This is a genomic window from Streptomyces sp. NBC_00435 (genome assembly GCF_036014235.1).
GTDB lineage: Bacteria > Actinomycetota > Actinomycetes > Streptomycetales > Streptomycetaceae > Streptomyces.
This window is the reverse complement of sequence record NZ_CP107924.1, coordinates 2,549,638-2,573,135: the sequence shown is the minus strand read 5'-3', so window position 1 is coordinate 2,573,135 and position 23,498 is coordinate 2,549,638. Positions and strand designations below refer to the sequence as shown.

At 73.0% G+C, this 23,498-nt stretch carries 19 protein-coding genes; 5 read left to right on the top strand and 14 right to left on the bottom strand.

What is annotated here, in order from left to right; all coding sequences use genetic code 11:
- Nucleotides 1-22 precede the first annotated feature (22 nt).
- Together OG389_RS11770 and OG389_RS11765 are read right to left on the bottom strand one after the other, a co-directional pair.
- Nucleotides 23-1,708, bottom strand: coding sequence for an alkaline phosphatase D family protein (locus tag OG389_RS11770; protein WP_328298426.1), 1,686 nt, complete (start codon nucleotides 1,706-1,708; stop codon nucleotides 23-25).
- Between the two features lie 228 nt (nucleotides 1,709-1,936).
- Complete coding sequence (locus OG389_RS11765; protein WP_328298425.1) at nucleotides 1,937-2,629, bottom strand: HNH endonuclease family protein; 693 nt, start codon at nucleotides 2,627-2,629, stop codon at nucleotides 1,937-1,939.
- 608 nt (nucleotides 2,630-3,237) lie between these two features.
- Here OG389_RS11765 and OG389_RS11760 point away from each other — a divergent pair.
- Nucleotides 3,238-3,690, top strand: coding sequence for a VOC family protein (locus OG389_RS11760; RefSeq protein ID WP_328298424.1), 453 nt, complete (start codon nucleotides 3,238-3,240; stop codon nucleotides 3,688-3,690).
- 1,389 nt (nucleotides 3,691-5,079) lie between these two features.
- Here the strand turns inward: OG389_RS11760 and OG389_RS11755 are convergent.
- Together OG389_RS11755 and OG389_RS11750 are read right to left on the bottom strand one after the other, a co-directional pair.
- A complete protein-coding gene (locus OG389_RS11755) occupies nucleotides 5,080-5,778 on the bottom strand; it encodes an HAD-IA family hydrolase (protein WP_328298423.1) in 699 nt (232 codons plus the stop codon).
- A 133-nt stretch (nucleotides 5,779-5,911) separates the two neighbouring features.
- Nucleotides 5,912-6,532 carry a peptidoglycan-binding domain-containing protein gene (locus OG389_RS11750; RefSeq protein ID WP_328298422.1) on the bottom strand — a complete coding sequence of 207 codons (621 nt, stop codon included), beginning with the start codon at nucleotides 6,530-6,532 and terminating at the stop codon, nucleotides 5,912-5,914.
- Nucleotides 6,533-7,080: 548 nt separating this feature from the next.
- On the opposite strand from OG389_RS11750, the gene OG389_RS11745 reads away from it, so the two are divergent.
- Nucleotides 7,081-9,135, top strand: a complete 2,055-nt coding sequence (locus OG389_RS11745) for an MDR family MFS transporter (protein WP_328298421.1) — start codon at nucleotides 7,081-7,083, stop codon at nucleotides 9,133-9,135.
- A gap of 89 nt (nucleotides 9,136-9,224) precedes the next feature.
- On the opposite strand, the gene OG389_RS11740 is transcribed toward OG389_RS11745, so the two are convergent.
- A complete protein-coding gene (locus tag OG389_RS11740) occupies nucleotides 9,225-9,695 on the bottom strand; it encodes a GNAT family N-acetyltransferase (protein WP_328303700.1) in 471 nt (156 codons plus the stop codon).
- Nucleotides 9,696-9,951: 256 nt separating this feature from the next.
- Here OG389_RS11740 and OG389_RS11735 point away from each other — a divergent pair, with 256 nt between their 5' ends.
- Nucleotides 9,952-10,347: a nuclear transport factor 2 family protein gene (locus tag OG389_RS11735; RefSeq protein ID WP_328298420.1), complete on the top strand. Its 396-nt coding sequence runs from the start codon at nucleotides 9,952-9,954 to the stop codon at nucleotides 10,345-10,347.
- 70 nt (nucleotides 10,348-10,417) lie between these two features.
- Here OG389_RS11735 and OG389_RS11730 read toward each other — a convergent pair whose 3' ends face one another.
- On the bottom strand, nucleotides 10,418-10,804 hold the full coding sequence (locus tag OG389_RS11730; RefSeq protein WP_328298419.1) for an antibiotic biosynthesis monooxygenase family protein: 387 nt from the start codon (nucleotides 10,802-10,804) through the stop codon (nucleotides 10,418-10,420).
- A gap of 220 nt (nucleotides 10,805-11,024) precedes the next feature.
- Between OG389_RS11730 and OG389_RS11725 the strand changes: the two genes are divergently transcribed.
- Nucleotides 11,025-12,965 (top strand): bifunctional glycosyltransferase 87/phosphatase PAP2 family protein, encoded by a 1,941-nt coding sequence (locus OG389_RS11725; protein WP_328303698.1) that lies wholly within the window; start codon nucleotides 11,025-11,027, stop codon nucleotides 12,963-12,965.
- A 239-nt stretch (nucleotides 12,966-13,204) separates the two neighbouring features.
- Here OG389_RS11725 and OG389_RS11720 read toward each other — a convergent pair whose 3' ends face one another.
- Nucleotides 13,205-13,552, bottom strand: coding sequence for a DUF6193 family natural product biosynthesis protein (locus OG389_RS11720; RefSeq protein ID WP_328298418.1), 348 nt, complete (start codon nucleotides 13,550-13,552; stop codon nucleotides 13,205-13,207).
- 137 nt (nucleotides 13,553-13,689) lie between these two features.
- Nucleotides 13,690-14,934, bottom strand: a complete 1,245-nt coding sequence (locus tag OG389_RS11715) for a cytochrome P450 (RefSeq protein WP_328298417.1) — start codon at nucleotides 14,932-14,934, stop codon at nucleotides 13,690-13,692.
- A 275-nt stretch (nucleotides 14,935-15,209) separates the two neighbouring features.
- Here OG389_RS11715 and OG389_RS11710 point away from each other — a divergent pair, with 275 nt between their 5' ends.
- Nucleotides 15,210-16,379 (top strand): steroid 3-ketoacyl-CoA thiolase, encoded by a 1,170-nt coding sequence (locus tag OG389_RS11710; RefSeq protein WP_328298416.1) that lies wholly within the window; start codon nucleotides 15,210-15,212, stop codon nucleotides 16,377-16,379.
- 169 nt (nucleotides 16,380-16,548) lie between these two features.
- Here the strand turns inward: OG389_RS11710 and OG389_RS11705 are convergent, their stop codons facing one another.
- The 6 genes from OG389_RS11705 to OG389_RS11680 form a co-directional block, all read right to left on the bottom strand.
- The gene (locus OG389_RS11705) at nucleotides 16,549-16,953 is read right to left on the bottom strand and encodes a transglycosylase SLT domain-containing protein (protein ID WP_328298415.1); all 405 of its coding nucleotides are present in this window, start codon (nucleotides 16,951-16,953) and stop codon (nucleotides 16,549-16,551) included.
- Between the two features lie 359 nt (nucleotides 16,954-17,312).
- Nucleotides 17,313-18,200, bottom strand: coding sequence for an ECF transporter S component (locus OG389_RS11700; protein ID WP_328298414.1), 888 nt, complete (start codon nucleotides 18,198-18,200; stop codon nucleotides 17,313-17,315).
- Nucleotides 18,197-20,071, bottom strand: a complete 1,875-nt coding sequence (locus OG389_RS11695; protein ID WP_328298413.1) for an ABC transporter ATP-binding protein — start codon at nucleotides 20,069-20,071, stop codon at nucleotides 18,197-18,199. The genes OG389_RS11700 and OG389_RS11695 overlap by 4 nt, the downstream gene beginning before the upstream one ends.
- Nucleotides 20,068-21,219: an energy-coupling factor transporter transmembrane component T gene (locus OG389_RS11690; protein ID WP_328303696.1), complete on the bottom strand. Its 1,152-nt coding sequence runs from the start codon at nucleotides 21,217-21,219 to the stop codon at nucleotides 20,068-20,070. The genes OG389_RS11695 and OG389_RS11690 overlap by 4 nt, the downstream gene beginning before the upstream one ends.
- A gap of 281 nt (nucleotides 21,220-21,500) precedes the next feature.
- Nucleotides 21,501-22,160, bottom strand: a complete 660-nt coding sequence (locus tag OG389_RS11685; RefSeq protein WP_328298412.1) for an SCO2322 family protein — start codon at nucleotides 22,158-22,160, stop codon at nucleotides 21,501-21,503.
- Nucleotides 22,160-23,398, bottom strand: a complete 1,239-nt coding sequence (locus OG389_RS11680; RefSeq protein ID WP_328298411.1) for a prenyltransferase/squalene oxidase repeat-containing protein — start codon at nucleotides 23,396-23,398, stop codon at nucleotides 22,160-22,162. Before OG389_RS11680 ends, OG389_RS11685 begins: the two co-directional genes overlap by 1 nt.
- Between the last annotated feature and the right edge of the window lie 100 nt (nucleotides 23,399-23,498).

Below are 23,498 nucleotides of genomic sequence, written 5' to 3'. Positions count from 1 at the left end.
GCCCCGAACCTCCTTCAGCCCTTCACCCCCGCTCCGAACCGGGCCGCCCGCCTTCCTGGGGCGCAGGCGTGAGGTCCCGGTCCAGGACCGTCACCAGGCGCGGACCCTTGCGGGCCTGGTCCAGGCGCAGCCGCGCGGAGCGGCCCGACAGTGCGAGCGTCATGAGCTGGTTGCCGAACCACGGGCCGCCCGTACGCCGCCAGCTGAGCGGGGGCCGGCCCGTCCGGCCGTGCCGGGAGAAGCCCCGGCCCAGCCACCGGCCCAACCGCGACCAGCCCAACCTGAAGCCCCACTTCACGGCGGTGTGGATGGAGTTGTGCACGGGCGAGCACGTCAGCTGGAACACCCGGGCCGTACTGGGTATTCGGGGCTCGGCCACATACGCGTGGTGCACGTCCCCCGACAGCACGCACACCGTCGCAGGAGCCCGGGGGCCCGTGCCCACCTCCTCCACGAGGTCGCTGAGCGCCGCGAACGAGGCCGGGAACGCCGCCCAGTGCTCCAGGTCGCTGCGCCGCCGCAGGTCCTCCCCGATCCTGGCCCACCGCGGGCCGCGCTCCCCGCGGCACAGCGCGGCATTCCAGACCTCCGCGTCGTGGACGAGCGGCGGCAGCAGCCACGGCAGCGACGACCCGATGAGGAGGTGGTCGTAACTCCCGTGCCCGGCCAGGGCGTTGTCGCGGAGCCACTGCTGCTCCGCCGGGTCGAGCATGGCCCGCCCGTCCTCCTCGAGCACGCGGGCCGCCCGGGTGTCGACCATCAGTAGCCGGGACCGGCCGAAGTCGCGGCGGTAGCTCCATCGCACCGTGGCCGGGTCGGCGTCCGCCGAGGCCGCGAAGGCCCGTAGCGCGTCGGTGCCGTCGGGGGTCTCGCGGACCGCCCCGTACAGCGCGTCGGCCGCCAGTTCGGCGGGGGAGAGGTTGCCCAGGTGCTGGTACACCCAGTACGACATCAGCCCGCTGAGCACCCGCTCCCGCCACCACGGGGTGGCGCGCATCTGCGCCACCCAGGCGGCGCTGGTGTTCCAGTCGTCGATGACGTCGTGGTCGTCGAATATGTGCAGGCTCGGGACGGTGGAGAGCAGCCAGCGGATCTCCGGATCGAGCCAGGACTCGTAGTAGAGCCGGGTGTACTCCTCGAAGTCCGCGACCTGGGCGCCGGGTGCCTCGCGCAGGTCCCGCCGGGCCGCCAGCCACTGGCGGGTGGAGCGGGACAGCTGGTCCGCGTACACCTGGTCGCCCAGGAGCAGCAGGACGTCGGGCCGCACCGCCTCCGCGTCGGCGGCCAGCTGCGCGGCGAGGGTGTCGAGCGCGTCGGGGCCGTGCGGCCCGCGGCGGCTGGCCGGCGGGGCGGCCTGGCGGCAGGAGCCGAAGGTCAGGCGCAGGGCGGGGGCGCCCGCGGGGCCGAGCCTGCCCGTGCGCGGGGTGGTGATGGTGCTCGGCGGGAAGGGGCTGTCGGGCAGCGGCCAGACGCGGCGGCCGTCGAGGAACACCTCGTACGCCGTGGTGGAGTCCGGGGTGAGGCCGGTGACGGGGATCAGGGCGTAGTGGTGGCCGGCGATCTGGAAGGTGCGGACGCTGCCGCCGGAGCCGTCGGCACAGCGCACCTCGGCGGTGCAGGGGCGGTCCGCCTCGATCCATATCGTGGCGGAGTCTCCCGTGTCCCAGTCGACGTGGCGCAGCAGCGGTCCCAGGCGCATTGCGGCCATATGACTCCCCCTCCTTCGTCCTGCGTTGGCGTGCGGCCACCGTACGACGGGGAGGGGGCGCTCCACCTCCCCCTGGCGGGGGAAAGATCCTTGGCCAGGGGTGTGGTGGGGCGCGGGGCGGGCGGGCTGTGGGGGTGGGGCTTGTGGGTGCGAGGGTGCGTGGGTGCGCGCGGCTGTGCCGGTGCGGGTGGGTGCGTGCGGGTGCGGGTGCGTGCGTGCGGGTGTCGGTCAGCAGGCGTTGAGGATGTTGACCAGGGCGGTCTTCTCCGTCGAGTCCATGCTCAGGGCCCAGTACTGCTTGACCTCGACCCACATGCGCGCGTACGTGCAGCGGTAGGCCGTGCGCGACGGCAGCCACTTGCCGGGGTCGCGGTCGCCCTTGGCCTGGTTGACGTTGTCGGTGACCGCGATGAGCTGGGGGCGGGTGAGGTCGTTGGCGAACTGCTGGCGCTTGGCGGTGGTCCAGGAGTTCGCGCCGGAGCGCCAGGCCTCGGCGAGCGGGACGACGTGGTCGATGTCGAGGTCGGAGGCGGCGGTCCAGGTGGCGCCGTCGTACTCGGAGTACCAACTGCCGCTGACGGCCGCGCAGGCGGAGTCCTGGACCACGCCCGAGCCGTCACGCTTGAGGACGGTCTCGCGGGTGTTGCAGGTACCGGAGACGGTGCTCCAGTGGGGGAAGAGGTCACGGCTGTAACCGCTGGTGGAGCCTTCGGTCTTCGGTGTGACGGTCGCGAGGTAGGAGCGGGCGGCCGCGGCGCTCATGGGGGTGGGCGGGGTGGCCGAGGCGGTGGGGGCGGCGAGGAGGGTGGTGAGGGAGGCGGCCGCGACCGCGGCGGCGAGCATGCCGAGTCGGCGCGCGTAGCGGGAAGGTATGGAGGGTGTGGGGGCCGCGGAGGGCATGCAGGGTATGGGCATGGGCATGGGGGGCTCCTGGGTGGGTGTGGGGGTGGGCGTGCTGTGGGGCGTGGCAATGCTGGCCGCGCCGGGTTTCCCGGGGATGGGCGCGAGATGGCAGTTTGGAGGCATGGGCATGTCATGGCGAGGTCGGTGACATGCCTATGCGTAAAGGGAGTTGGGCTTCCTGGCCGGGTTGGGTGGGGATCGGATGGGATGTCCTGCGCCGGGGGCGTTGGTGGCGTGATCTGTTGTGGCGTCCGAGTCCGTGTCCTTGGTCCCGCGGCCGGGACCCGGTTCCGCGGCCGGGTCCCGGTTCCGCGGCCGGGTCCCGGGTCTGCGGCCGGGTCCCGGTCCCGGTTCTGGAACCCGCGCCCGGGGCCGGTGTCCCGTGAGCGGGCGGCTGCCGTGGCCGGAGCCTTTCGCACCGGCGGGGCGGTAATGGCCGCGAAGCCGCTGTTCGACGTGGCGGGTGGATCCGCTGCGAGGGGCCGGTGGGTGTCCGTGTGGGGGCGGCGCGGGGTCGGCTGCGGCAGCCGGTCCCCGGTGAGGGGGCGATCGGCGAGCGCCGTTCAGGGGCCCCGGGCTTGAGAGGGTCTGGGTCTGAGAGGCCCCGGGCCTGAGAGGCTCTGGGCATGGAGACGACGATGCAAGTGACCATCGACTGCACCGATCCCCGGGCGATGGTGGTGTTCTGGGCCGAAGCGCTCGAGTACGTACCCGAACCGGCGCCGGACGGGCACGCGACCTGGCGTGCGTACTGGGCGGCCATGGGAGTGCCCGAGGAGGAGCTGCCCGAGGGGGTCGGGGAGCTCCCGGAGTCGATCGTCGATCCGGCGGGGCAGGGGCCGCGGGTGTGGTTCCAGCAGGTTCCGGAGCCGAAGACCGGGAAGAACCGGGTCCACCTCGACCTGAAGGTCAGCGGCGGGCGCGGGGTTCCGATGGACGTGCGGACGCGGCGGGTCGACGACAAGGTGGAACGGCTTGTTGCGGCGGGGGCGAGGGTGCTGCGGGTGTTGGACGAGTTGGAGACGCACTACGGCGTCGTCCTGCAGGATCCTGAGGGCAACGAGTTCTGCGTCGCCTGAGCGGGTGGGTCCGGTGGGTCCGGTGGTCGGGCATGCAGGTCGGGCCGGGGCCGGCCGGGCCGGGCGCTTGGGCGGCCGGGCCTCCTGGCTGCCGCTCGGCTGGTCGGCTCAGCTCTGGCCCGTAGGGCCGTACTCGAGCCGGTTGCCCGGCGGGTGAGCTCCGGTTGGACCGGTGGGCCTGTGGCCGGGGCGGGCTGGGCTCCCGGGCTTCGGGCCGCTGTGCCGGCACCGTCCGGCGGTGGCTGGGCGGGGTGTCGCCCGTGTCGTCCCGGTGCGGGGCCGGGTGGGCGGGTGCGGGTGGTTCGGCCCTGCGGGGCGGAGTTCCCCTACCCGCCCTTCGCCCGTTCCCCGGGCTCTGCCCGGACCCCGGTCCTCAAACGCCGGACGGGCTGGAGGTGCCCCCGGGCTTGCCCGGGCCTGCTGGTCCTGGGCTGTGCGTGAGGTCCCTGGGGCTCGTCCCCGGACCTCGGTCCTCACACGCTGGTGGTTGGAGGTGCCTCCAGGCTTTGCTCGGGCCTGCTGGCCCTGGGTTGTGCGTGAGGTCTCTGGGGCCTTGCCTCGGGCTCCGATCCTCAGGCGCTGGTGGGGTTGGAGGTGTCCCTGGGGCTTGCTCGGGCCTGTCGGTCTTGGGTTGTGCCTGGGGTCTCTGGGGCTTGTTCGGACCTGCTGGCCCTGGGCTGTGCCTGAGGTACCTGGGGCTCAGCCCCGGACCGCGGTCCTCAAACGCCGGAGGGGCTGGAGCCAGCTGGCTCCAGCCCGCACGTGAACGGTGGTACGCGTAGATGCGGCTTCCAGTCCCGGCTGCGGCTTCGGCTGCGGCGCGGTGGTCGGGGGCAGAGCCGCCCCGCCAACGGCGCCCGCACCCGACAGCCGGTCCGGAGCCCCGCTCCTCCGTGCCCGGTCGGACCAGTAGGCCTGTGCCGGGGTTTGGCTGGTAGGTCTATGCCGGGCCAGCCAGCCAGCCAGCCAGCCAGCCAGCCAGCCAGCCAGTCAGTGGGGCCGTGGACGGTTGGACCGTAGGCCTGTGCCCGGTTGGGCGGCTAGGCCCGTGTCGGGGTTCGGTTGGTAGGCCTCTGCCGGGCCAGGCGGGTAGGCCCGTACTCAGTGCAGCCAGTAGGCCCGTGGCCGGTTGGACCGGTCAGGCCTGTGCCCGGTTGGGCGGGTCGGTCCGTGGTGGGGGCCGGTGGGTAGGCCCGTGCACGGGCAGACGGGTAGGCCCGTGCCCAGTCGGGCCGGTAGGCGCGTGGCGGGGTCCGGCTCGTGGGTCTGGGCCCGGGTGCAGCCAGTGGGTCCGTACCCAGTCCGGGTCCTGGGCCCTCAACAGGGCAGCCGACGTGCCTGGTTCGGGGCGGGCCGGAGCTCCGTGGCCGGCCCCGGCCCAGCGCGCCGTCAGGCGGTGCGGAGCGTGAGGGTGATGGCGCCGTCGGGGGCGGTGGTGACGTCGACGGACGTCAGGTCGTGGACGTGGGCGGTGGGGCCGTGGGCGGCGGCGCGCGGGCCGATGCCGATGACGCGCATGCCCGCGGCGAGGCCTGCGGCGATGCCGGCCGCGGAGTCCTCGAACACGACGCAGTCGGCCGGGTCCATGCCCAGCGCGGCGGCGCCCTTGAGGAAGCCCTCGGGGTGGGGCTTGCTGGACCGCACGGACTCGGCGGTGACCCGGACCTCGGGCATCGGCAGGGCGGCGGCGCCCATCCGGGCCGTGGCCAGGGCCGCGTCGGCGGAGGTGACCAGCGCGTGCGGGAGGTCGCCGATGGCGGCCATGAACTCGGTGGCGCCGCCGACCGGGACCACGCCGTCGGTGTCGGCGGTCTCGCGGGCGAGCATCACCGCGTTCTCGGCGAGGTTCTCCTCCATCGGGCGGTCCGGGAGGAGGATCGCCATCGTGGCGTAGCCCTGGCGGCCGTGGACCACCTTGAGGGCTTCCCGTGGGTCCAGGCCGTGGGCGACAGCCCAGTCGTGCCAGCAGCGCTCGACCACCGCGTCGGAGTTGACGATGGTGCCGTCCATGTCCAGGAGCAGGGCCTTGGCGGTCAGGACGGTGGTGGTGGTGGTGGTGGTGGTGGTGGTGGGGCTGCCGGTGGGCATCGGAGGGGCTCCAGACGGGGCGGGAAAAGAGAACAAGTGGTTCCGTCCACCGGTCAGGGAGTGAGGACGGAACCACTTTGTTCCTGAACCATACAAAACGCGGAGGGGTGCGCGCCACCGGATCCCGTGTGTTCTATCCCTCCAAGGCGCGGCGGGTCGCGGGACCGTAGACGCCCCACGGGTCCTCGTCGATGCCGTTGTACGCCTGGAACGTGGATACCGCCGATTCCGTGCGGCTGCCGTACCGGCCGTCGAACTTCCCGCGGTAGATGCCCTGCGCGGACAGCAGGCGCTGCAGCTTCTCCACTTCCGGGCCGGAGTCCCCGTACCGGAGCGTCGGCCCCTGGACGGGGGGTTTGGGAGGGCCGGAGGTGCGGCTCGGGGTGGGGGACGGGGAGGCCGAGGGCGCCGCCGAACGGCTCGGGGTGGGGGACGGGGAGGGGGTGGGGGATGCGGAAGTTGAGCGGGAGGGGCTGGCGGAGCGGGAGGAGGAGGGGGAGGGGGTCGGCTCGGCGCTCGCGGCCGACCGCGACGGGTCCACCTGGGTCAGGCTGATGAGGGGGGAGGACGGCTTCGCGTCGAGGAGGGCCGGTCCGGGCTCGTCGGAGCCGGAGAAGACCACCAGGGTCAGGGCGGCCGCGCCGATGACCGCGACGGAGGCCGCGGCCATCGGTAGCACGCCTATGCGGCGCCGCGGGGGCGTGGCCTCGTACCCGTCGTGCGTCGTGTGCGTCGTGTCGGTCGTGTGAGTCATGTGTGCAGGGGGTGCCGCGTGTGCGGCGGATGCCGCGTACGCCTCGTGCGTCGAGTGCCCCGCCTGTGTGCCGCGTGCCCCGCGAGGGTCCTGCATCCCCTGCATCCCCTGCGTCCCCTGCATCCCTTGTGGCGCGTGGGTCGGGACGGCCGTCAGCTGCATCGTTTCTTCCGCCAGGGGCACCACGGGTGTCCCGTACGGCGGAGTGGGGGCCTCGGACGCCGGTGTCCCGTACGGCGGGGCGGTCTCCGCCGCCCGGCCGGGGTACGGCGGCGGTGGCGGGAGAGGTGGCGGCGGGGCGGTCTCCTGGCCGGGGTCGGGCAGGGCGACGTACGGGCGCACGCGCAGGGGCTGGAACCCCGGTACGCATCCGCAACGGGTGCCCACGGCGTCACATTCCGGACAGTGCTCGGCGTTCACTCGGATCCCTCCCCTGGCCACTGCCAGCGATTATGCAGACCCCCGGTACCCCGCCCAACCCGCCCGACAGGCCATAACCGGACACACCGCTCAGGATGGAGTAGTCGATCAGGCCTGAGGAGGAGCCGATGGTTCAGGACGTGACCACGGAGCCCGACCCGCGCAAAGCCGGCCCCCGTGCCGAACACGCCTCGCGCGAGGTGCTCGTTTCCATCGGCGCACTGCTGCTGGGGCTGCTCATCGCAGCGCTCGACCAGACGATCGTGTCGACGGCCCTGCCGACGATCGTCAGCGAGCTCGGCGGGATGGCCCACCTGTCATGGGTGGTCACGGCCTACATGCTCGCTTCGACGGCGGCCACGCCGTTGTGGGGGAAGCTCGGGGACCAGTACGGGCGCAAGAAGCTCTTCCAGTACGCCATCGTGCTCTTCCTGATCGGGTCCGCCCTCTGCGGCCTCGCGCAGAACATGCCGGAGCTCATCGGCTTCCGCGCGCTGCAGGGGCTGGGCGGCGGCGGTCTGATGGTGCTGTCGATGGCGATCGTCGGGGACATCGTCCCGCCGCGGGAACGCGGCAAGTACCAGGGCCTCTTCGGCGCCGTGTTCGGAGCGACCAGCGTGCTGGGCCCGCTGCTGGGCGGACTCTTCGTGGACCACCTGTCGTGGCGCTGGGTCTTCTACATCAACCTCCCCATCGGTCTCGTCGCACTCGTCGTCATCGCCGCGAGCCTGCACATCCCGGTGCGTTCGGACAAGCACACCATCGACTACTTCGGCACCTTCCTCATCGCCTCCGTCGCGACCTGCCTGGTGCTCGTCGCCTCCCTCGGCGGCACCTGGGGCTGGAGCTCCCCCCAGATCATCGGGCTGGCGGTCCTGGGTCTCGTGCTGGTGATCGCCTTCGTCCTCATCGAGCGGCGGGCCGCGGAGCCCGTGCTCCCGCTCAAGCTGTTCCGGATCCGGACCTTCACCCTCTGCTCGTTGATCAGCTTCGTCGTGGGCTTCGCGATGTTCGGCGCGATGGTCTACCTGCCGACCTTCCTGCAGGTGGTCCAGGGCGTCTCGCCGACCATGTCGGGCGTCCACATGCTGCCGATGGTGCTCGGCATGCTGATCACCTCCACCGCCTCCGGCCAGATCGTCAGCCGCACCGGGCGCTGGAAGGTCTTCCCGATCGCCGGCACGGCCGTGACCGCCGTCGGGCTGCTGCTCCTGCACCAGCTGCACCGCACCAGCTCCACCTGGGAGATGAGTGCCTACTTCTTCGTCTTCGGCGCCGGCCTCGGACTGGTCATGCAGGTGCTCGTACTCGTGGTCCAGAACTCGGTCAGCTACGCCGACCTCGGTGTCGCCACCTCCGGTGCCACCTTCTTCCGCTCCATCGGCGCCTCCTTCGGCGTCGCCATCTTCGGCACGATCTTCACCAACCGGCTCGACGACAAACTGGCCGCCGCGCTGGCCGGGGTCCCTCTCCCGCCCGGGGTGGACGCGAGCAGGCTGGAGGCCGACCCGCGGGCCATCGGGGCCCTGCCGCCCGCGCTGCGCCCGCGCGTGCTCGACGCCTACTCCACCTCCATCACCGACGTCTTCCTCTACGCCGTGCCCGTGGTGCTGGTGGCCTTCGTCGTGGCCTGGTTCCTCAAGGAGGACAAGCTGCGCGGCTCGGTGACGGCTCCCGATGTCTCGGAGACCCTCGCCTCGAACCCCGTCCAGCGCTCCTCCCGCGAGGAGGTCGCCCGCGCACTGACCGCGCTCGGCACCCTCCAGGGACGCAAGCACGTCTACGAGAAGATCACCGCGAAGGCCGGCTACGACCTGCTGCCCGCATCCAGCTGGATGCTGCTGCGGATCAACAGGTACGGCTCCGTCGATCCGGCGGTGCTCGCCGAGCGGACCATCGTGCCGCTGAAGGTCGTCACGGACGCGGCCAGCCAGATCGAGGGACGCGGACTGGCCGTCCGCGACGGACTGCCGCTGGTCCTCACGGCCAAGGGCCGCGAGAGCGCGCTGAAGCTGTCCGCCGCACGGGAGGAGTCGCTCGCCGAACTGCTCGGAGACTGGTGGAGCCCGGACCGCCCGACCGACCTGTCCGACCTGGTCGCGGAGATCAACGCGGAGCTCTGCGGTTCCGCCTCCGAGGAGCCCTACGAGGCCTTGCCGCGCCGGGACCACTCCGCCACCTGACCCACCCGCCGCCCGCGCTCCGCCGCTCGCGCCCGGGGCGCGCCGCCCGCACCCCGAGGTCCCGCCACCCCGCGCGGCTGCACCCCGGGTCAGACCAGGCGCTTCTCGAACCAGTGCTCGGCGTAGGGGCCGTCGCTGTACGCGGGTATCTCCGCGTACCCGTGCCGCGCGTACAGCGCGCGGGCCTCCACCAGGTCGGACCGGGTGTCCAGCCGGACGCACTCGGCACCCATCGCGCGGCCGGCCTCCTCCAGGGCCCGGAGCAGGGCCGCCCCGCCACCCGTACCGCGGGCGCGCGGGTCCACGTACACCCTGGTGAGCTCGGCGGTGACGGAGTCCAGGAGGCGTATCCCCCCGCACGCCAGGGGCCGGCCGGCGAGTCTGCCGACCACGAACCGGCCCGTCGGAGCCGTGAGCCCGTCGTCGGGGAAGTCCAGGAGGCCCTGGTCGATCTCGGCCTCCGTGACGGTCCGGTTCCAGTACCGGCCCGCGACCTCCGCGTAGTACGCGCGCCGCAGGAGCGTGGCGTCCGGGGTCGTGAACGCCTCCGTGGTGACCAGCCAGGAGGCAGCGGAAGCGGCGGAGGTCGCCGGGGCACAGGCCGACGTCGCCGGGACACTGGCCGGCGTAGCAGTCGAGGCCGTCGTGGTCGAAGTCGTGGTCGATGTCGTTGTCGTCGTCGTGGCGGTGATCGTCTCGTCGCTGCTCATGGCGTCATTGTGGAGCCCGACGGAGGCGCCCCGCGTGGAATATCCACAGGCACGGGCCGATGATAGGAAAAAGGGCAAACCGTGCGCACGAAGGGCGTGAACCGTCATGTCGGAGCATCCTGACTGTGTCCTGGTCCGTCGCGGCTACGAGGCCTTCGTCCAGGGCGACATGGAAAAGCTGGGCGCGATGATGACGGCCGACGTCATCCAGCACATGCCCGGAACCAGCCCCATATCCGGGCACCACAAGGGGCGGGAAGCCGTCCTCGACCTCTACCGCCGGCTCGGCGAAGAGACGAACGGCACACTCAGCCTCCACCTGGACAAACTGCTCGCCGACGGCCGCGGCCACGTCATGAGTTTCCACACAACGCGCGCGGACCGCGGCGTCCGCGGGATCGAGATCCACGAGGGCATCTTCTTCACGATCGTCGGCGGGAAGATCAGCGACCTCGACGTCTGCATCGAGGACATCGACGAGATGGACGCCTTCTGGGGCTGAGGTGGCCGAAGGGAAAGAAAAAGAAAAGAAAAAAGGGGCCCGGAGCAACCGCTCCGGGCCCCTCCCCTGCTCAGCCCTGCTTCGGCGCCGCCTGCTGCACGACCTCGAAGGACCACACCGACGAGCCCGTGGCCGCAGGCTTCGGCCGCTCCGCGCCGCCCTCGCCGCCCGCCGCGCCGCCCTCGCCGCCCGCCGCTCCGCCCGGCCCGCCGCCCGTCGCTCCGCTACCCTGGTGGGCCGCCTTCATGGGCCCGTCCATCCACGCCTGGAAGTCCTTCTCGGAAGCCCACCGCGTGTACACGAGATACTTGTCCGTGCCCTCGACGGGCCGCAGCAGCTCGAACCATTCGAAGCCGTCCGAGCCCTCCACGGAGCCCGCACGGGAGGCGAACCGCTGCTCCAGAACTTCCCGCTGCTCGGCCGGGACGGTGAGTGCATTGATCTTCACGATGCTCATGCCGACATCCTAGGTATCCGGCGAGGGATATCGTCGTCCGGGTAAATGAAGCACGCGGTATGAAACGCGGTACTAAACGCGGCAGCCAGGCGAAGTCAGGGTTGCGGTCAACAGGGCGGGAGGCCGGCGAGGCGTGGCTAACGCGGCGGAGCACAGTGGTGCGAACGGACATGCCGGGGTCATAGGCGGTACCGGCGGCAGGCTTGGGGCGGCGCGCCTCATGCTGTGGGCGCTGGCCGGGCTGCTAGCCGTCAGGCAGGCCGCGGTCGTGCTCCGCGTGCCGCCGGGAGAGTGGCTCAGCGGTTTCCACCTACCGGGCAGTCTTCCGGGCTCGCTCTACGAGAACGGCCAGTTCACCGGGACCCCCTTCGCGGGGCTGGTCCTCAAGCCGCTCCTCGGCCTCGCCGCGCCCTCCCTGGAGGTGGCCTGGACCTGCGTGACGCTGCTCTTCGTCGCCGCCATCGGGCTCGTCGCCGCGCGCGGCCTGCCCGATCCCGTGCCCCGGCGCACGGCGCTGCTGGCGGCGCCGGTGCTGGTCGGGCTGATGATGGTCTCGTTGCCCGTCCGGGAGGCCGCGCTGCCCGGCCAGACCGCCGTGCTACCGGTCCTGCTGGTGCTGCTCGCGGTGTTCCGGGTGCCCGGGGACCGCCCGTCCGGCTTCCTGATCGGCCTGGCCGCCGCGCTCCAGCCCGCGCTGCTGCTGTTCGCCCCGCTGCTGTGGCTGACCGGACGCAGGGCCGGCGCGCGCTCCGCCGCCGTGACCTTCGTCGGCGCCTCCGCGCTGTCCTGGGCGGCCCTGCCCAGCGACTCGTGGACGTACTGGGTCCAGCACCTGGCCGGCACCGGCCTCGGCGGCGCCCCCGACGGCCTCGCCAACCAGTCCGTGCACGGCGCTCTGCTGCGCCTGGGCCTTTCCGGCCCCGGCGAGATCCTGCTGTACGCCGCCCTCGCGGCCCCGATCGTCTGGATCGGCCTGCGCCGTGCCGCCCGCTACGCCCGGGACGGCCAGCTGCTGCTCGCGGTCGCCATCACCGGCTGCGTGGCCGTCGCCGTGTCCCCGACCGGCTGGCGCCACCAGCTGCTGTGGGTGCTGCTCGCGGTCGCCGGCAAGGTCGGCAAGCGGGCCGCCGACCGGCCGGTGTGGCCGGTGGCGGTGGTGCTCGCCATGACCCTGCCCAGCGACGTGCTGATGCCCAACCTGGTCGCGCTGGCCCCCGTACGGGACAACGTGCTGCTGCTCGCGGCCCTCGCGGCGGCCTGCGCGGTACCGTTCCTGCCGCGCTCCTCCCCGTACTGGCGCGAGCCGGTCCCCACGGCCTACGGCCGGCCCGCGCCGGCGCGCTGGGCGCGGGTTCCGCTGCTGCCGTTCTGGCGTCGGGTGCTGTCGCGCCCGAACCTGCTGCTGGAGCTGCTGCTGATACGGGTCGGGTACTCGCTGTACTCGCACATCCGGGCCGCGGCGCCCACCAGCCGCACCCTCGCCGAGGGCAACGCCCATCAGATCCACGGCATCGAGAAGGCGCTCGGCATCGACATCGAGCACGCCGTGAACCACGCGGTCGTGAACGCGCCCTGGCTGGAGGCGTTCTTCAACTTCTACTACACCTCCTTCCACTTCGTGGTCCCGCTGACGATCCTGGCGGTCCTGTACTGGCGCCGCCCCAAGGACTACCGCTGGGCCCGCGCTTCACTGGGCCTGGCCACCGTCCTGGCGCTCATAGGCTTCTGGCTGTACCCGCTGGCGCCGCCGCGCCTGATGCCGGACCTGGGCTTCGTCGACACCGTCCACGGGGTGCAGGACCTGGCGAACCCGAGCTACGGGGCCATGACCGCGATCTCCAACCAGTACGCGGCGATGCCCTCGCTGCACTTCGGCTGGTCGCTGTGGTGCGGCATCGTGATCGTGACGCTCGCGCCGAAGCGCTGGCAGAAGCTCCTGGGGGCGCTGCACCCGACCATCACGGTCTGCGCGATCGTGGCCACCGCCAACCACTGGGTGCTCGACGCGGTCGGCGGCGCGCTCGTCGTCGGCGCCGGGTTCGGGCTCGTCTACGTACTCTCGGGTCCGCGGGGCGCCGCCCTGCCGGCCGGGGTGGCCGTGCCGCGGCCGCGGCAGCCGGAGCGGGTCGGAGCGGGGTCCGCGGAGCGGACGAGGGCCTGACCGAGGAATCGGGGGCCGCCGGGTCGCGGCCGACGCGTCGCGGCCGACTAGGTCGGGGCCGACGACGAAGGGGTGCCGGGGCGGTGTTGCAGCCGTCCCGGCACCCCTTCGCGCTGGATCGCCGCGTTCTGTCATGGTGCGCCCGTGGCGTCGCTCCTGCCACTCGGGGGAGGGGCGGGGTTTGCGTCCCGGACCCCACGCCCCTGGCGCCCCCGACGGGGCACGGGGTGCCGTTCCGCTCAGTCGGCCGGCAGGTTGGCCACGACCAGGGCTATCGCCGCCGTCGCCGTGTCCGTTTCGCCGAGCACCGTGGTCTGGCGGGGGCCGCGCACGCGGAAGCGGCCGTCGGGCAGCGGCTCGACGGCCGGTGCGGTCACGGCGAAGGGATGCCCGGCGGAGGCGCTGAACCACAGCGTGAAGTGGCTGGTGTACGGGTACAGCCGGCGCAGTTCCGGCTCCTCGCGGGCGGCCTCGATGAGCGCCAGGACGCCCTGGTGCATGGGCTCGGACCCGTTCTCCTCGGCCATCCGCCGCCAGGTCGTCGGCAACCGCTGCCAGCGTCTGGCGCTGGGGTCCTCAAGGTTCATCCGGGCAGTCTGGGGGCCGGGCCGCCGCCAGGGCAATGATCTCGAAGGTGGCGAGACGGTAACGACCGGTGGGTAACACCGAGGGACGGCAGGGGCCGGGCGTGGGAGGTGAGGCCCCTGCCATCCTGGATCACGGGTCAACCGTGGCTGACCCGCAGCTCCTTGATGCCGTTGAGCCAGGCCGCGCGCAGCCGGCGCGGGCCCTCGCCGACGAGGTGCAGGTCGGGCAGGGCGTCGGCCAGAGCGTTGAACATCAGGTCGATCTCCATGATGGCCAGTGACTTGCCGAGGCAGAAGTGCGGGCCTCCGCCGCCGAAGCCCAGGTGGGGGTTGGGGTCGCGGGTGATGTCGAAGGCCTCCGGGTTCTCGAAGACCTCGGGGTCGTGGTTGGCGGAGGAGTAGAACATCCCCACCCGGTCGCCCGCCTTGATCTTCTGCCCGCCCAGCTCGGTGTCCTGAGTGGCCGTCCGCTGGAAGGACACCACGGGGGTGGCCCAGCGAACGATCTCCTCGGCGGCCGTCGAGGGCCGGGTCGCCTTGTACAGCTCCCACTGCTCGGGGTGGGTCAGGAAGGCGTGCATGCCGTGGCTGATGGCGTTGCGGGTGGTCTCGTTGCCGGCGACGGCCAGCAGCAGGACGAAGAAGCCGAACTCGTCGGAGCCCAGGTTGCCCTGGCCCTCGGCGGCCACCAGCTGCGTGACGATGTCCTTGGCCGGACATTCCTTGCGGGCCGCGGACAGGTTCATCGCGTAACCGATGAGCTCCGCCGCGGCGTTGCCGCCGACCTCGGCGGTGATCGCGTACTCCGGGTCGTCGTAGGCGATCATCTTGTTGGACCAGTCGAAGATCCGGGACCGGTCCTCCTGCGGTACGCCGATCAGCTCGGCGATGGCCTGCAGCGGGAGCTCGCACGCGACTTGGGTGACGAAGTCGAAGCTGCCGTCGGCGGAGGCCTCCACGGCCTCCGCGACGATCTTGCGGGCGCGGTCGCGCAGGGCCTCCTCCAGCCCGCGGATGGCCCGCGGGGTGAAGCCCCGCTGCACGATCTGGCGTACGCGGGTGTGCTCCGGCGGATCCATGTTCAACATGATCAGGCGCTGGGCATCTATGGCTTCGCGCTGGATGTGCTCGTTGAAGCGGATGATCGCCGTGTTCGTGGTGGAGGAGAACAGCTCGGGGTGCGTCGAGATGTACTTGACGTCCGCGTGCCGGGTGACGGCCCAGTACCCCTCGTCGTCGAAGCCGGTGATGCCCCGCGGCTGCGGGCACCACCAGACGGGCGCCGTCTGCCGCAGCTGTGCGAACTCGGGGTAGGGGACCCGGGCTTGGAGCACGTCCGGGTCGGTGGCGTCGAAGCCTTCGGGCAGCACGGGGCAGGTCATCGGGGCGACTCCAAGGTCTGACGGCCCATCAGAAGTTGGCTTGAAGGTAGTAACGAGTTCTAGAAGTGACAAGGGTCCCCGCGCCAACTGTTGCGTGTGGAATCCGTGTAAGCCACGTGCAAGACCCTTGCGTACCGGGTGTTCTGGTCATAAGACTGCGGGGAGAACTAGAACGCGTACTAGTTCGGGTGGGGCGCCGGGACGGCCCGCCCGCCAGCTGAGGCGCGCCAGCGAGGCGCGCTGCGCGCTACGCAGGAGCAGGAGAGGACGAGCTCATGGCCGCGGAACCCGTCATCGTCGAAGCCGTACGCACACCGATCGGCAAGCGCGGGGGCGCGCTCGCCAATCTTCACCCCGCCTACCTCCTCGGCGAGACCTACCGCGAGCTCCTCGCCCGCACCGGCATCCAGCCCGACTGCGTGGAGCAGATCGTCGGCGGCACCGTCACGCACGCCGGTGAGCAGTCGATGAACCCCGCCCGCAACGCCTGGCTGGCGATGGGTCTGCCGTACGAGACCGCCGCGACCACCGTGGACTGTCAGTGCGGCAGCTCCCAGCAGGCCAACCACATGGTCGCCAACATGATCTCCGGCGGGGTCATGGACATCGGCATCGCCTGCGGGGTCGAGGCCATGAGCCGCGTCCCGCTGGGCTCCGGCTCCAAGCACGGCCCGGGCAAGCCCTTCCCGGACGAGTGGAACGTCGACCTCCCGAACCAGTTCGAGGCCGCCGAGCGCATCGCCCGCCACCGCGGGCTGACCCGCGAGGACGTGGACAGGCTGGGCGTGCTGTCCCAGCAGCGGGCCGCCGCCGCGTGGGCCGAGGAGCGCTTCAAGCGCGAGACCTTCGCCGTGCAGGTGCCGACCACCGAGGCGGAGCAGGCCGCCGGCCAGGGCATGTGGCGCCTGGTCGACCGGGACGAGGGCCTGCGCGACACCTCCATGGAGGCGCTCGCCCGGCTCAAGCCGGTCATGCCGACGGCCGTCCACACCGCCGGGAACTCCTCGCAGATCTCCGACGGAGCCGCCGCCGTGATGTGGGCCTCGCGCAAGATGGCCCGCGCGCTCAAGCTGCGGCCACGCGCCAGGATCGTCGCCCAGACGCTCGTCGGCTCGGACCCCCACTTCCACCTGGACGGGCCGATCGACGCGACGCGGGCGGTGCTGGGCAAGGCCGGCATGTCCCTGAAGGACATCGACCTCGTCGAGATCAACGAGGCCTTCGCCTCCGTCGTCCTCAGCTGGGCCCAGGTCTTCGACCAGGACCTGGAGAAGGTCAACGTGAACGGCGGCGGCATCGCGCTCGGCCACCCCGTCGGCGCCACCGGCGCCCGGCTGATCACCACCGCCCTGCACGAGCTGGAGCGGCGCGACAAGGAGTTCGCCCTGATCACCATGTGCGCGGGAGGCGCGCTGGCGACGGGCACCATCATCCAGCGGCTGTAGCTCCGGCTGCGCCGCCTTCGAACCCAGTGGGATGGGATGGCGAAGGCCCCGGTGGCCGGACCTGGGGAGGTCGGCCGCCGGGGCCTTCGCATGCGCGCGCCGAGCCCGCCAGGGGGTCGGGTGATCGGGCGGGGTCGAGCGGTACTTCCGGTCCGCTGCCGCTGGTGGCTCAGTACCAGTGGTGGGTCTGCCAGAAGCTCCAGGCGCCGACCGGGCTGCCGTAGCGGGAGTTCATGTAGTCCAGGCCCCACTTGATCTGGGTGGCCGGGTTGGTCTTCCAGTCCGAGCCCGCCGAGGCCATCTTCGAGGCCGGCAGGGCCTGGACCAGGCCGTACGCGCCGGACGAGGAGTTGGTGGCGGTGTGGTTCCAGCCGCTCTCACGGGACACGATGTTGTTGAACGCCGCGAACTGCGCCGGGTCCTTGATCATCTGCTGGGCGATCGCCTTGGCGTTCATCGGGGCGGCCTGCGCCGGAACGGCGGCCAGCATGGAACCGGCGACGCCCAGGGCGAGAACGGTGCCCGCGAAGGTCTTCTTCGAAGCGGCGATACGGCGGATGACGGCGTGGGACACGGACGGAACCTTCCGAAGGGGACAAGGACGGTCACAGGCACGCCGAAGACGTACGTGAGCCACTCACGCGACAGGAGAGGGGATCGTCGGCGGGAACAGGAGAGCCGGGGGTGAACCCGGGGGATCTCCGTCCGCCCTGCGACTCATCCAGTTCTACGGGGCTCCGCCGCCCCTGGCAAAGACCGCTCTTACTAGTGGCCCTCGCAGCCGGGGCGCAACGACCCCCCACCCGTGGGGTGGGCGTCCGCGCAGGTGGCGGCCAGTACGCGGGGGTGAGTACGGGACGTTCAAGGACTACTATCCCGCCTCGTATGTGACCTGGGTCCTGTGGGGCGGGTCACCGCCCAACAGCCCGGAACTCACCCTTCGTGGTCATTCGTACCCCTTCGGGGAGAAGGCGCGGGGGCGGATCCGCCCCCCGGATCGAAGGCCACGGGCGCATCGAAGGCGGCTTTCCGTGTGGCCCGCCGGAGCGCCTTCAGCAGGGTCGTGCCGAGCGCGAGGGTCAGTACGACGGTCAGCGCCGCCCGACCCAGATCCCAGCCCACGGAGGTCGCCAGGCAGTACGCGAGGAAGCGGGTCAGGTTCGCGGCCAGCGGGTCCCCGGGGTGGAAGGAGATGCCCTGGCCCATGCCCTGCAGGATCACCCAACCCTGCAGGTTCATGATCGTGCCGTACGCGAACGAGCCGAGGAACCCGTACAGCGCGAGCATCGCCAGCTCGGCCCGCCCCCGGAGCCGGTCCGGCCCCGGCAGCAGGCCCGCACCCAGCGAGAACCAGCCCATGGCCAGCATCTGGAACGGCATCCACGGACCCACCCCGCCCGTGAGCAGGGCCGACGCGAACATCGTGACCGCGCCGAGGACGAAACCGAAGCCCGGGCCGAGGACGCGACCGCTCAGCACCATCAGGAAGAACATGGGCTCCAGGCCGGCCGTGCCCGCACCGAGGGGCCGCAGCGCGGCCCCGACCGCGGCCAGTACGCCGAGCATGGCCACGGCCTTGGCATCCATGCCGTCGTCGGCGATGGTCGCGACGACCACGCCGACGAGGAGGGGCAGCAGGGCGGCGAAGAGCCAGGGGGCGTCCTGGGAGTGGGCGAAACCGGACTGGCGGTCGGCGAGGAGGGGCCAGCCGAAGGCGGCGATGCCGATGAGGGTGACGAGGACCAGGGCGGCGGCGGCCCGGGGGCCGATGCGGATGGGGCGGGGCCGCCGCTTGGTGGGCCGCTTGGTGGGGCTGCTCATGTGTTCGCCCGGGCGTTCAGGGCCGCGGCGACCTGGGAGACCGTGAGCCAGTGGGCCGGAGCCAGGATCTTGGCCACCTGTGGGGCGAAGGCGGGGGAGGAGACGACGACCTCGGCGGTCGGGCCGTCCGCGACGATCTCGCCGCCGGCCAGGATGACCACGCGGTGGGCCAGCTCGGCGGCCAGCTCCACGTCGTGGGTGGCCAGGACGATGGCGTGGCCGTCGGCGGCGAGTCCGCGCAGGATCTCCACGAGGCGGGCCTTGGCGGCGTAGTCCAGACCGCGGGTCGGCTCGTCGAGCAGCAGCAGCGCCGGGCGGCCGGTCAGGACCAGGGCCAGGGCGAGGGCCAGGCGCTGGCCCTCGGAGAGGTCGCGCGGGTGGGTGTCGTCGGGGACGTCGGGGAGCAGTGAGGTGACGAGGGCGCGGCAGGTGCCGGGCGCCTGGCCCGCGTCGTGGTCGGCGGCGGCGCACTCGGCGGCGACGGTGTCGGCGTAGAGGAGGTCGCGGGGTTCCTGGGGGACGAGGCCGACCCGGGTCACCATCTCGGGGGGCGGGGTGCGGTGAGGGGTGCGACCGCTGACCGTCACCTGGCCGGTGGTGGGCTCCAGAGTGCCGACGAGGGTGGCCAGGAGGGTGGACTTTCCCGCGCCGTTGCGGCCCATGAGGGCGATGGTCTCGCCCTTCGCCACGGTGAGGCTGATGTCGCGGAGGACCTCGGTGCGGCCGCGGCGGAGGGAGAGGCCCTCGACCGCGGCCGGACGGTCCCGCTCCGGGGAGTCGGCGGGGGCCGGGCCGGGGGCGGGGGCCGTGGTCCGGCCACGGCGGAGCAGGCGGGCGAGCAGGCCGGTGCCGGTGCCGCTCCGGGTGCCCTGCGGGCGGCCGTCCCCTACCCGCCCTTCCCCCGTTCCCCGGGGCTGCGCCCCGGAACCCGCCTCGGCGTGCGCCGGCCGCCGGGGCTGCGCCTCGGATCCCGCTGGGGCGGGCTGTGTCCCCGGACCTGCCGCGGGCTGCGTTCCCGAACCGGCCAGGGGCTGCATCCCCGGACCAGGCGGGAAGGAGGGCAGGCGGGCGACGAGGGGGGCGGAGTGGCGGCGGGCGTCGCGGATGGAGAGGGGGAGAGGGGACCAGCCGGCCAGGCGGCCCAGGGCCACCACCGGGGGGTGGACCGGGGAGACGGCCATGATCGAGGCGGGGGAGCCCAGGACCGGGGGTGCGCCCGGGGAGGGCAGGAGGAGGACCTGGTCGGCGTACTGGACCACCCGCTCGAGGCGGTGCTCCGCCATCAGGACGGTCGTGCCCAGGTCGTGGACCAGACGCTGCAGGACGGCCAGGACCTCCTCCGCCGCCGCCGGGTCCAGCGCGGACGTCGGCTCGTCCAGGACGAGCACGCGCGGGTGCGGGGTCAGGACCGAACCGATCGCGACCCGCTGCTGCTGGCCTCCGGAGAGGGTGGCGATGGGGCGGTCGCGCAACTCGTTCAGGCCGAGGAGGTCGAGGGTCTCCTCGACGCGGCGGCGCATCACGGAGGGCGGCAGGCCGAGGGATTCCATGCCGTAGGCGAGCTCGTCCTCGACGACGTCCGTCACGAAGTGCGCCAGCGGATCCTGGCCGACGGTACCGACCACGTCCGCCAGCTCGCGCGGCTTGTGCGTACGGGTGTCCCGGCCCGCGACGGTGACCCGGCCCTTGAGCGTGCCGCCGGTGAAGTGCGGGACCAGGCCCGAGACGGCCCCCAGGAGGGTGGACTTGCCGACGCCGGAGGGGCCGACCAGGAGGGTCAGCTCACCCTCCGGGAGGGTGAAGTCGGCGTGGGAGAGGGAGGGGGACGGCGCGCCCTCGTACGTCACCGATACATCGTCGAAACGGATCACGGGGCGTTACGCCTCCTTCGAGGCTGGGGAGGCGGGGAGGCCGGGGAGGGCGGTACGGGTGCCACGAAGGCGGGGAGCAGGCCGATCAGGATCGCCGCGGCCGGCCAGAGCGGGAGGGAGGGGGCGACCAGGGGGACGACGCCCGGCCGCAGGCCCTCCGGATCCAGGGACGCGGCCCGGATCAGCAACGCCGCGACCGCCGCGCCCGAACCGGCGACCAGCCAGGCCCGTACGCCCCAGCGGTCCGGCCGGTACCGGGTCCGGATCGAACGCCGGCCGCCCAGGCGGAGCCCCCCGAGAGCCAGGGCGAGGGAGACGAGGAGGAGGGGGAGGCCGTACGCGCCGCCTTCCGCGGCCAGGAGTCCGTACGTACCCGCGCAGACGCCGAGCAGCCCGCCCAGGGTGAGTACGTTGGTGGTGCGCCGGACGGCGGCCGGGACCTGCGCGGTGCGGCCGTAGCCGCGGGCGTCCATGGAGGCGGCGATGGCCACCGAGCGTTCGAGCGCGCCCTCCAGGACCGGGAGGCCGATCTGGAGGACGGCCCCGACCCCGCCCGTGGGGCGGCCCCGCAGCCGGCGGGCGGTCCGCAGGCGGACCACGTCCGCGACCATGTTCGGCGCGAAGGTCATCGCGACGACCACGGCGACGCCGACCTCGTACAGGGCCGCGGGCAGGGACTTCAGCAACCGCGCCGGGTTCGCGAGGGCGTTGGCGGCGCCGACGCAGATGAGGAGCGTGGCGAGCTTCATGCCGTCGTAGAGGGCGAAGACCAGCTGCTCGGCGGTGACCCGGCCGCCGAACCGGATTCCCTGAGCCCAGGCCGGGAGCGGGACCTCGGGGAGGGTGAACAGGGTGTGCGCGCCGGGGATGGGGGAGCCGAGCAGCATGGAGAAGAGGAGGCGCAGGCCGATGACGAAGAGGCCGAGCTTGACGAAGGCGCCGTAGGAACGCGCCCAGGGGGCGTCGGTGCGGCGGGCCGCGACCACGTAGCCGGCGACGCCGACGATCAGGCCGAGGAGCAGCGGGTTGGTGGTGCGCGAGGCGGCGGTGGCGAGACCGAGCGCCCAGAGCCACCAGGCACCCGCGTGCAGGGCGTTGCCACGGGTGGCATCGGGGGCCTGCCATCGCCTTTTGACGTACGTCGGCACGCGCGGGGCGCCGGTTGCCCGGTCGGCGGCGTCCGTGCCGGCCGGGGTGGGGACGTCGCGTGAGGGGCCGTGGCCGGCGACATCGCGGGTGGTGCGGGTGGTGCGTGCCGCGGCGTGAGTGGTGCGCCCGGCCTGCGGCCGGGCCGGGTTCCCACCCGCACCGACCGTGCCGGCCGATGGTCCGGTGCGGGTGGCCCCGTCCCGTCCCCGACCACCGTCGGCGCCCGCCCCGCCGTTTTCGGCCGGCTCCGGCTCCGGCCGGTCTCCGGCGGGGTTCCGCGTCACCGGGTGCGGCGGCGGCGGGATTGCCAGAGGGCGGCCGCGGCCAGGGCGGCCACCGCCGCGATGCCCACGAGGAGGCCGGTCGACGGACCGCCGCCGGTGTCCTTGGCCGCTGCCGCGGGGGCGTCCGCGGCGGGTTCGCCACAGCCCTGCTTCGGGTATCCCGCGACCGCGCACAGCAGCGCGGCGCTGTTGTAGCGCAGCGGCTTCGCCACCGCCGCCAGCGCTTCGGCCGCCGTGGCGTCCGGGCCGACCTGCGCGCACGCCGTCCGCGGAGCCTCCTGCGGCGGGGCCTCGCCCGCCGGGGCCTGCGCGGGCGTGCCGAAGTCGATGACCACGGCGATGCGCTTCCTGCCCTCCACCGCGGAGGTCGCCGAGCAGACCGCCGCGAAATCGGGAGCCGTGCGCGGCGGGGCGGCCTGCTCGGCCGCGTCCTTGCTCACCACGAAGTGGAAGCCCTGCACGGAGCCGTCCGCCGGGCGCGCCGAGGAGGGGCCCTGGGTGGCGTACTTCCACTGGCCGCCCGCACCGTCCCAGAACGACCAGTAGCGGTACGTCGAGGCCAGCGCGGGCGACGCGGCCAGCACGGCCAGGAGGAGGCCGGCGACGAGGACCGGCAGGGCCAGGTGGCGGTGTGCGCGGCGACGGCTGCTGCGCATCAGAGCTGGTTCCGCTTCCGGCGGCCGCTCAGCACGATGCCGATGCCCATACCGGCCGCGGCGCCCGCGAGGATCATCCACCAGACGTTCTTGTTGCCGGACTCCTTCTCGTCCTTCTTCTTCGCCGGCTGCTCGGAAGCGGAAGCCGCCGCCGGGCCCGTCGCGTTCAGCGCCGCCACCAGGTCGGTGCCGCCGAAGGCCTTCGGGTCGGTGCCCGTGGCGTGCGCGGCCAGGATCAGGGTGCCCAGGCCGGCCGGGCTGCCCTTGGACCACTCGGCGGAGTTGGCCTTCAGCCACTCCAGCGCGCCCATCGCCGCCTGCTTGTGCCCGGCCGCGGCCAGGGAGATCACCGCGTCGGCGGTGTTGCCGATGTCGGCGGTCGGCTGGTCGGCGCCCGGGGTGAGGGCGGTGAGGTGGTTGTCCTTCGCCAGCGCCCCGGCCAGGTATCCGGCCGCGCCCCGGGCGGCGGCCACCGGGTCACCGGCGGTCGCCGGGCAGGCGAGCGAGGCCGCGGGGGTGTCCGTGGAGGAAGGGGGGACGAGCGCGCCCGTGCCGAGTCCGGCCAGGACCGCGGCGGCCGTCGCGTCCGCGTTCGCGGGGAGCTTTCCGTCGGCCGTCCGCTGGTAGGCGAAGGCACCCAGGTCGGTGCCCTGCTCGGCCGAGCAGCCCAGCTGGAAGGAGAGCAGGTTGTCGTACGCGGACTTGCCCGTCTTCGACTTGACCTCGGCCGGCTTCTCGCCCGCCGCCGCGAGCGCGCTGATCACTATGGAAGTGGAGCTGGCCTCGCTCGGGGAGCCGGGGACGTAGGCCCAGCCGCCGTCCTCGTTCTGTACGGACTTCAGCCAGTCCGCGCCCTTCTTGACCGCCGCGTCCTGGCCGCCGAGCGCCTTCAGCGCCTGGACGGCCACCGCGGTGGCGTTCGTGTCGAGCATCGTCTTCGCGTCGCACGCGGCGGCGGAGTCCGCGCGGAAGGAGGCGAAGCCGCCGTCGGCGCACTGCTGGCCGACGAGCCAGTCGACGGCCTGCTGGGCCGGCTTCAGCCCCACGGCGCGCTGGGCGAGCAGCGCGAACGACTGCCGCCACACCCCGTCGTACGTCGGGTCGGTCTTGCCGAAGAGACCGGAGGGGATCGGGGGCACGGGTGACGGCGTGGCGACATCGGCGAGGGCTACGGGGGCGGCGCCCACGCAGAGCACGGCGGAGGCGGCGAGCGTGGCGGCGCTGCGGCGGACGTTCATGGCGGGGCGGGTGCCTCTCGTGCTGGGGACCCGGAGGCAGGCAGCACAGCTGGGGCTGGCACCGGGCTCCGGCTCCGTTTACCTCGACGGTGCCGGCCGC

Bases quoted from the DNA above. Each gene is read 5' to 3' on its own strand.
- OG389_RS11770 (WP_328298426.1), bottom strand. From the start codon at position 1,708: ATGGCCGCAATGCGCCTGGGACCGCTGCTGCGCCACGTCGACTGGGAC.
- OG389_RS11765 (WP_328298425.1), bottom strand. From the start codon at position 2,629: ATGCCCATGCCCATACCCTGCATGCCCTCCGCGGCCCCCACACCCTCC.
- OG389_RS11760 (WP_328298424.1), top strand. From the start codon at position 3,238: ATGGAGACGACGATGCAAGTGACCATCGACTGCACCGATCCCCGGGCG.
- OG389_RS11755 (WP_328298423.1), bottom strand. From the start codon at position 5,778: ATGCCCACCGGCAGCCCCACCACCACCACCACCACCACCACCACCACC.
- OG389_RS11750 (WP_328298422.1), bottom strand. From the start codon at position 6,532: ATGACTCACACGACCGACACGACGCACACGACGCACGACGGGTACGAG.
- OG389_RS11745 (WP_328298421.1), top strand. From the start codon at position 7,081: ATGGTTCAGGACGTGACCACGGAGCCCGACCCGCGCAAAGCCGGCCCC.
- OG389_RS11735 (WP_328298420.1), top strand. From the start codon at position 9,952: ATGTCGGAGCATCCTGACTGTGTCCTGGTCCGTCGCGGCTACGAGGCC.
- OG389_RS11730 (WP_328298419.1), bottom strand. From the start codon at position 10,804: ATGAGCATCGTGAAGATCAATGCACTCACCGTCCCGGCCGAGCAGCGG.
- OG389_RS11725 (WP_328303698.1), top strand. From the start codon at position 11,025: ATGCTGTGGGCGCTGGCCGGGCTGCTAGCCGTCAGGCAGGCCGCGGTC.
- OG389_RS11720 (WP_328298418.1), bottom strand. From the start codon at position 13,552: ATGAACCTTGAGGACCCCAGCGCCAGACGCTGGCAGCGGTTGCCGACG.
- OG389_RS11715 (WP_328298417.1), bottom strand. From the start codon at position 14,934: ATGACCTGCCCCGTGCTGCCCGAAGGCTTCGACGCCACCGACCCGGAC.
- OG389_RS11710 (WP_328298416.1), top strand. From the start codon at position 15,210: ATGGCCGCGGAACCCGTCATCGTCGAAGCCGTACGCACACCGATCGGC.
- OG389_RS11700 (WP_328298414.1), bottom strand. From the start codon at position 18,200: ATGAGCAGCCCCACCAAGCGGCCCACCAAGCGGCGGCCCCGCCCCATC.
- OG389_RS11685 (WP_328298412.1), bottom strand. From the start codon at position 22,160: ATGCGCAGCAGCCGTCGCCGCGCACACCGCCACCTGGCCCTGCCGGTC.
- OG389_RS11680 (WP_328298411.1), bottom strand. From the start codon at position 23,398: ATGAACGTCCGCCGCAGCGCCGCCACGCTCGCCGCCTCCGCCGTGCTC.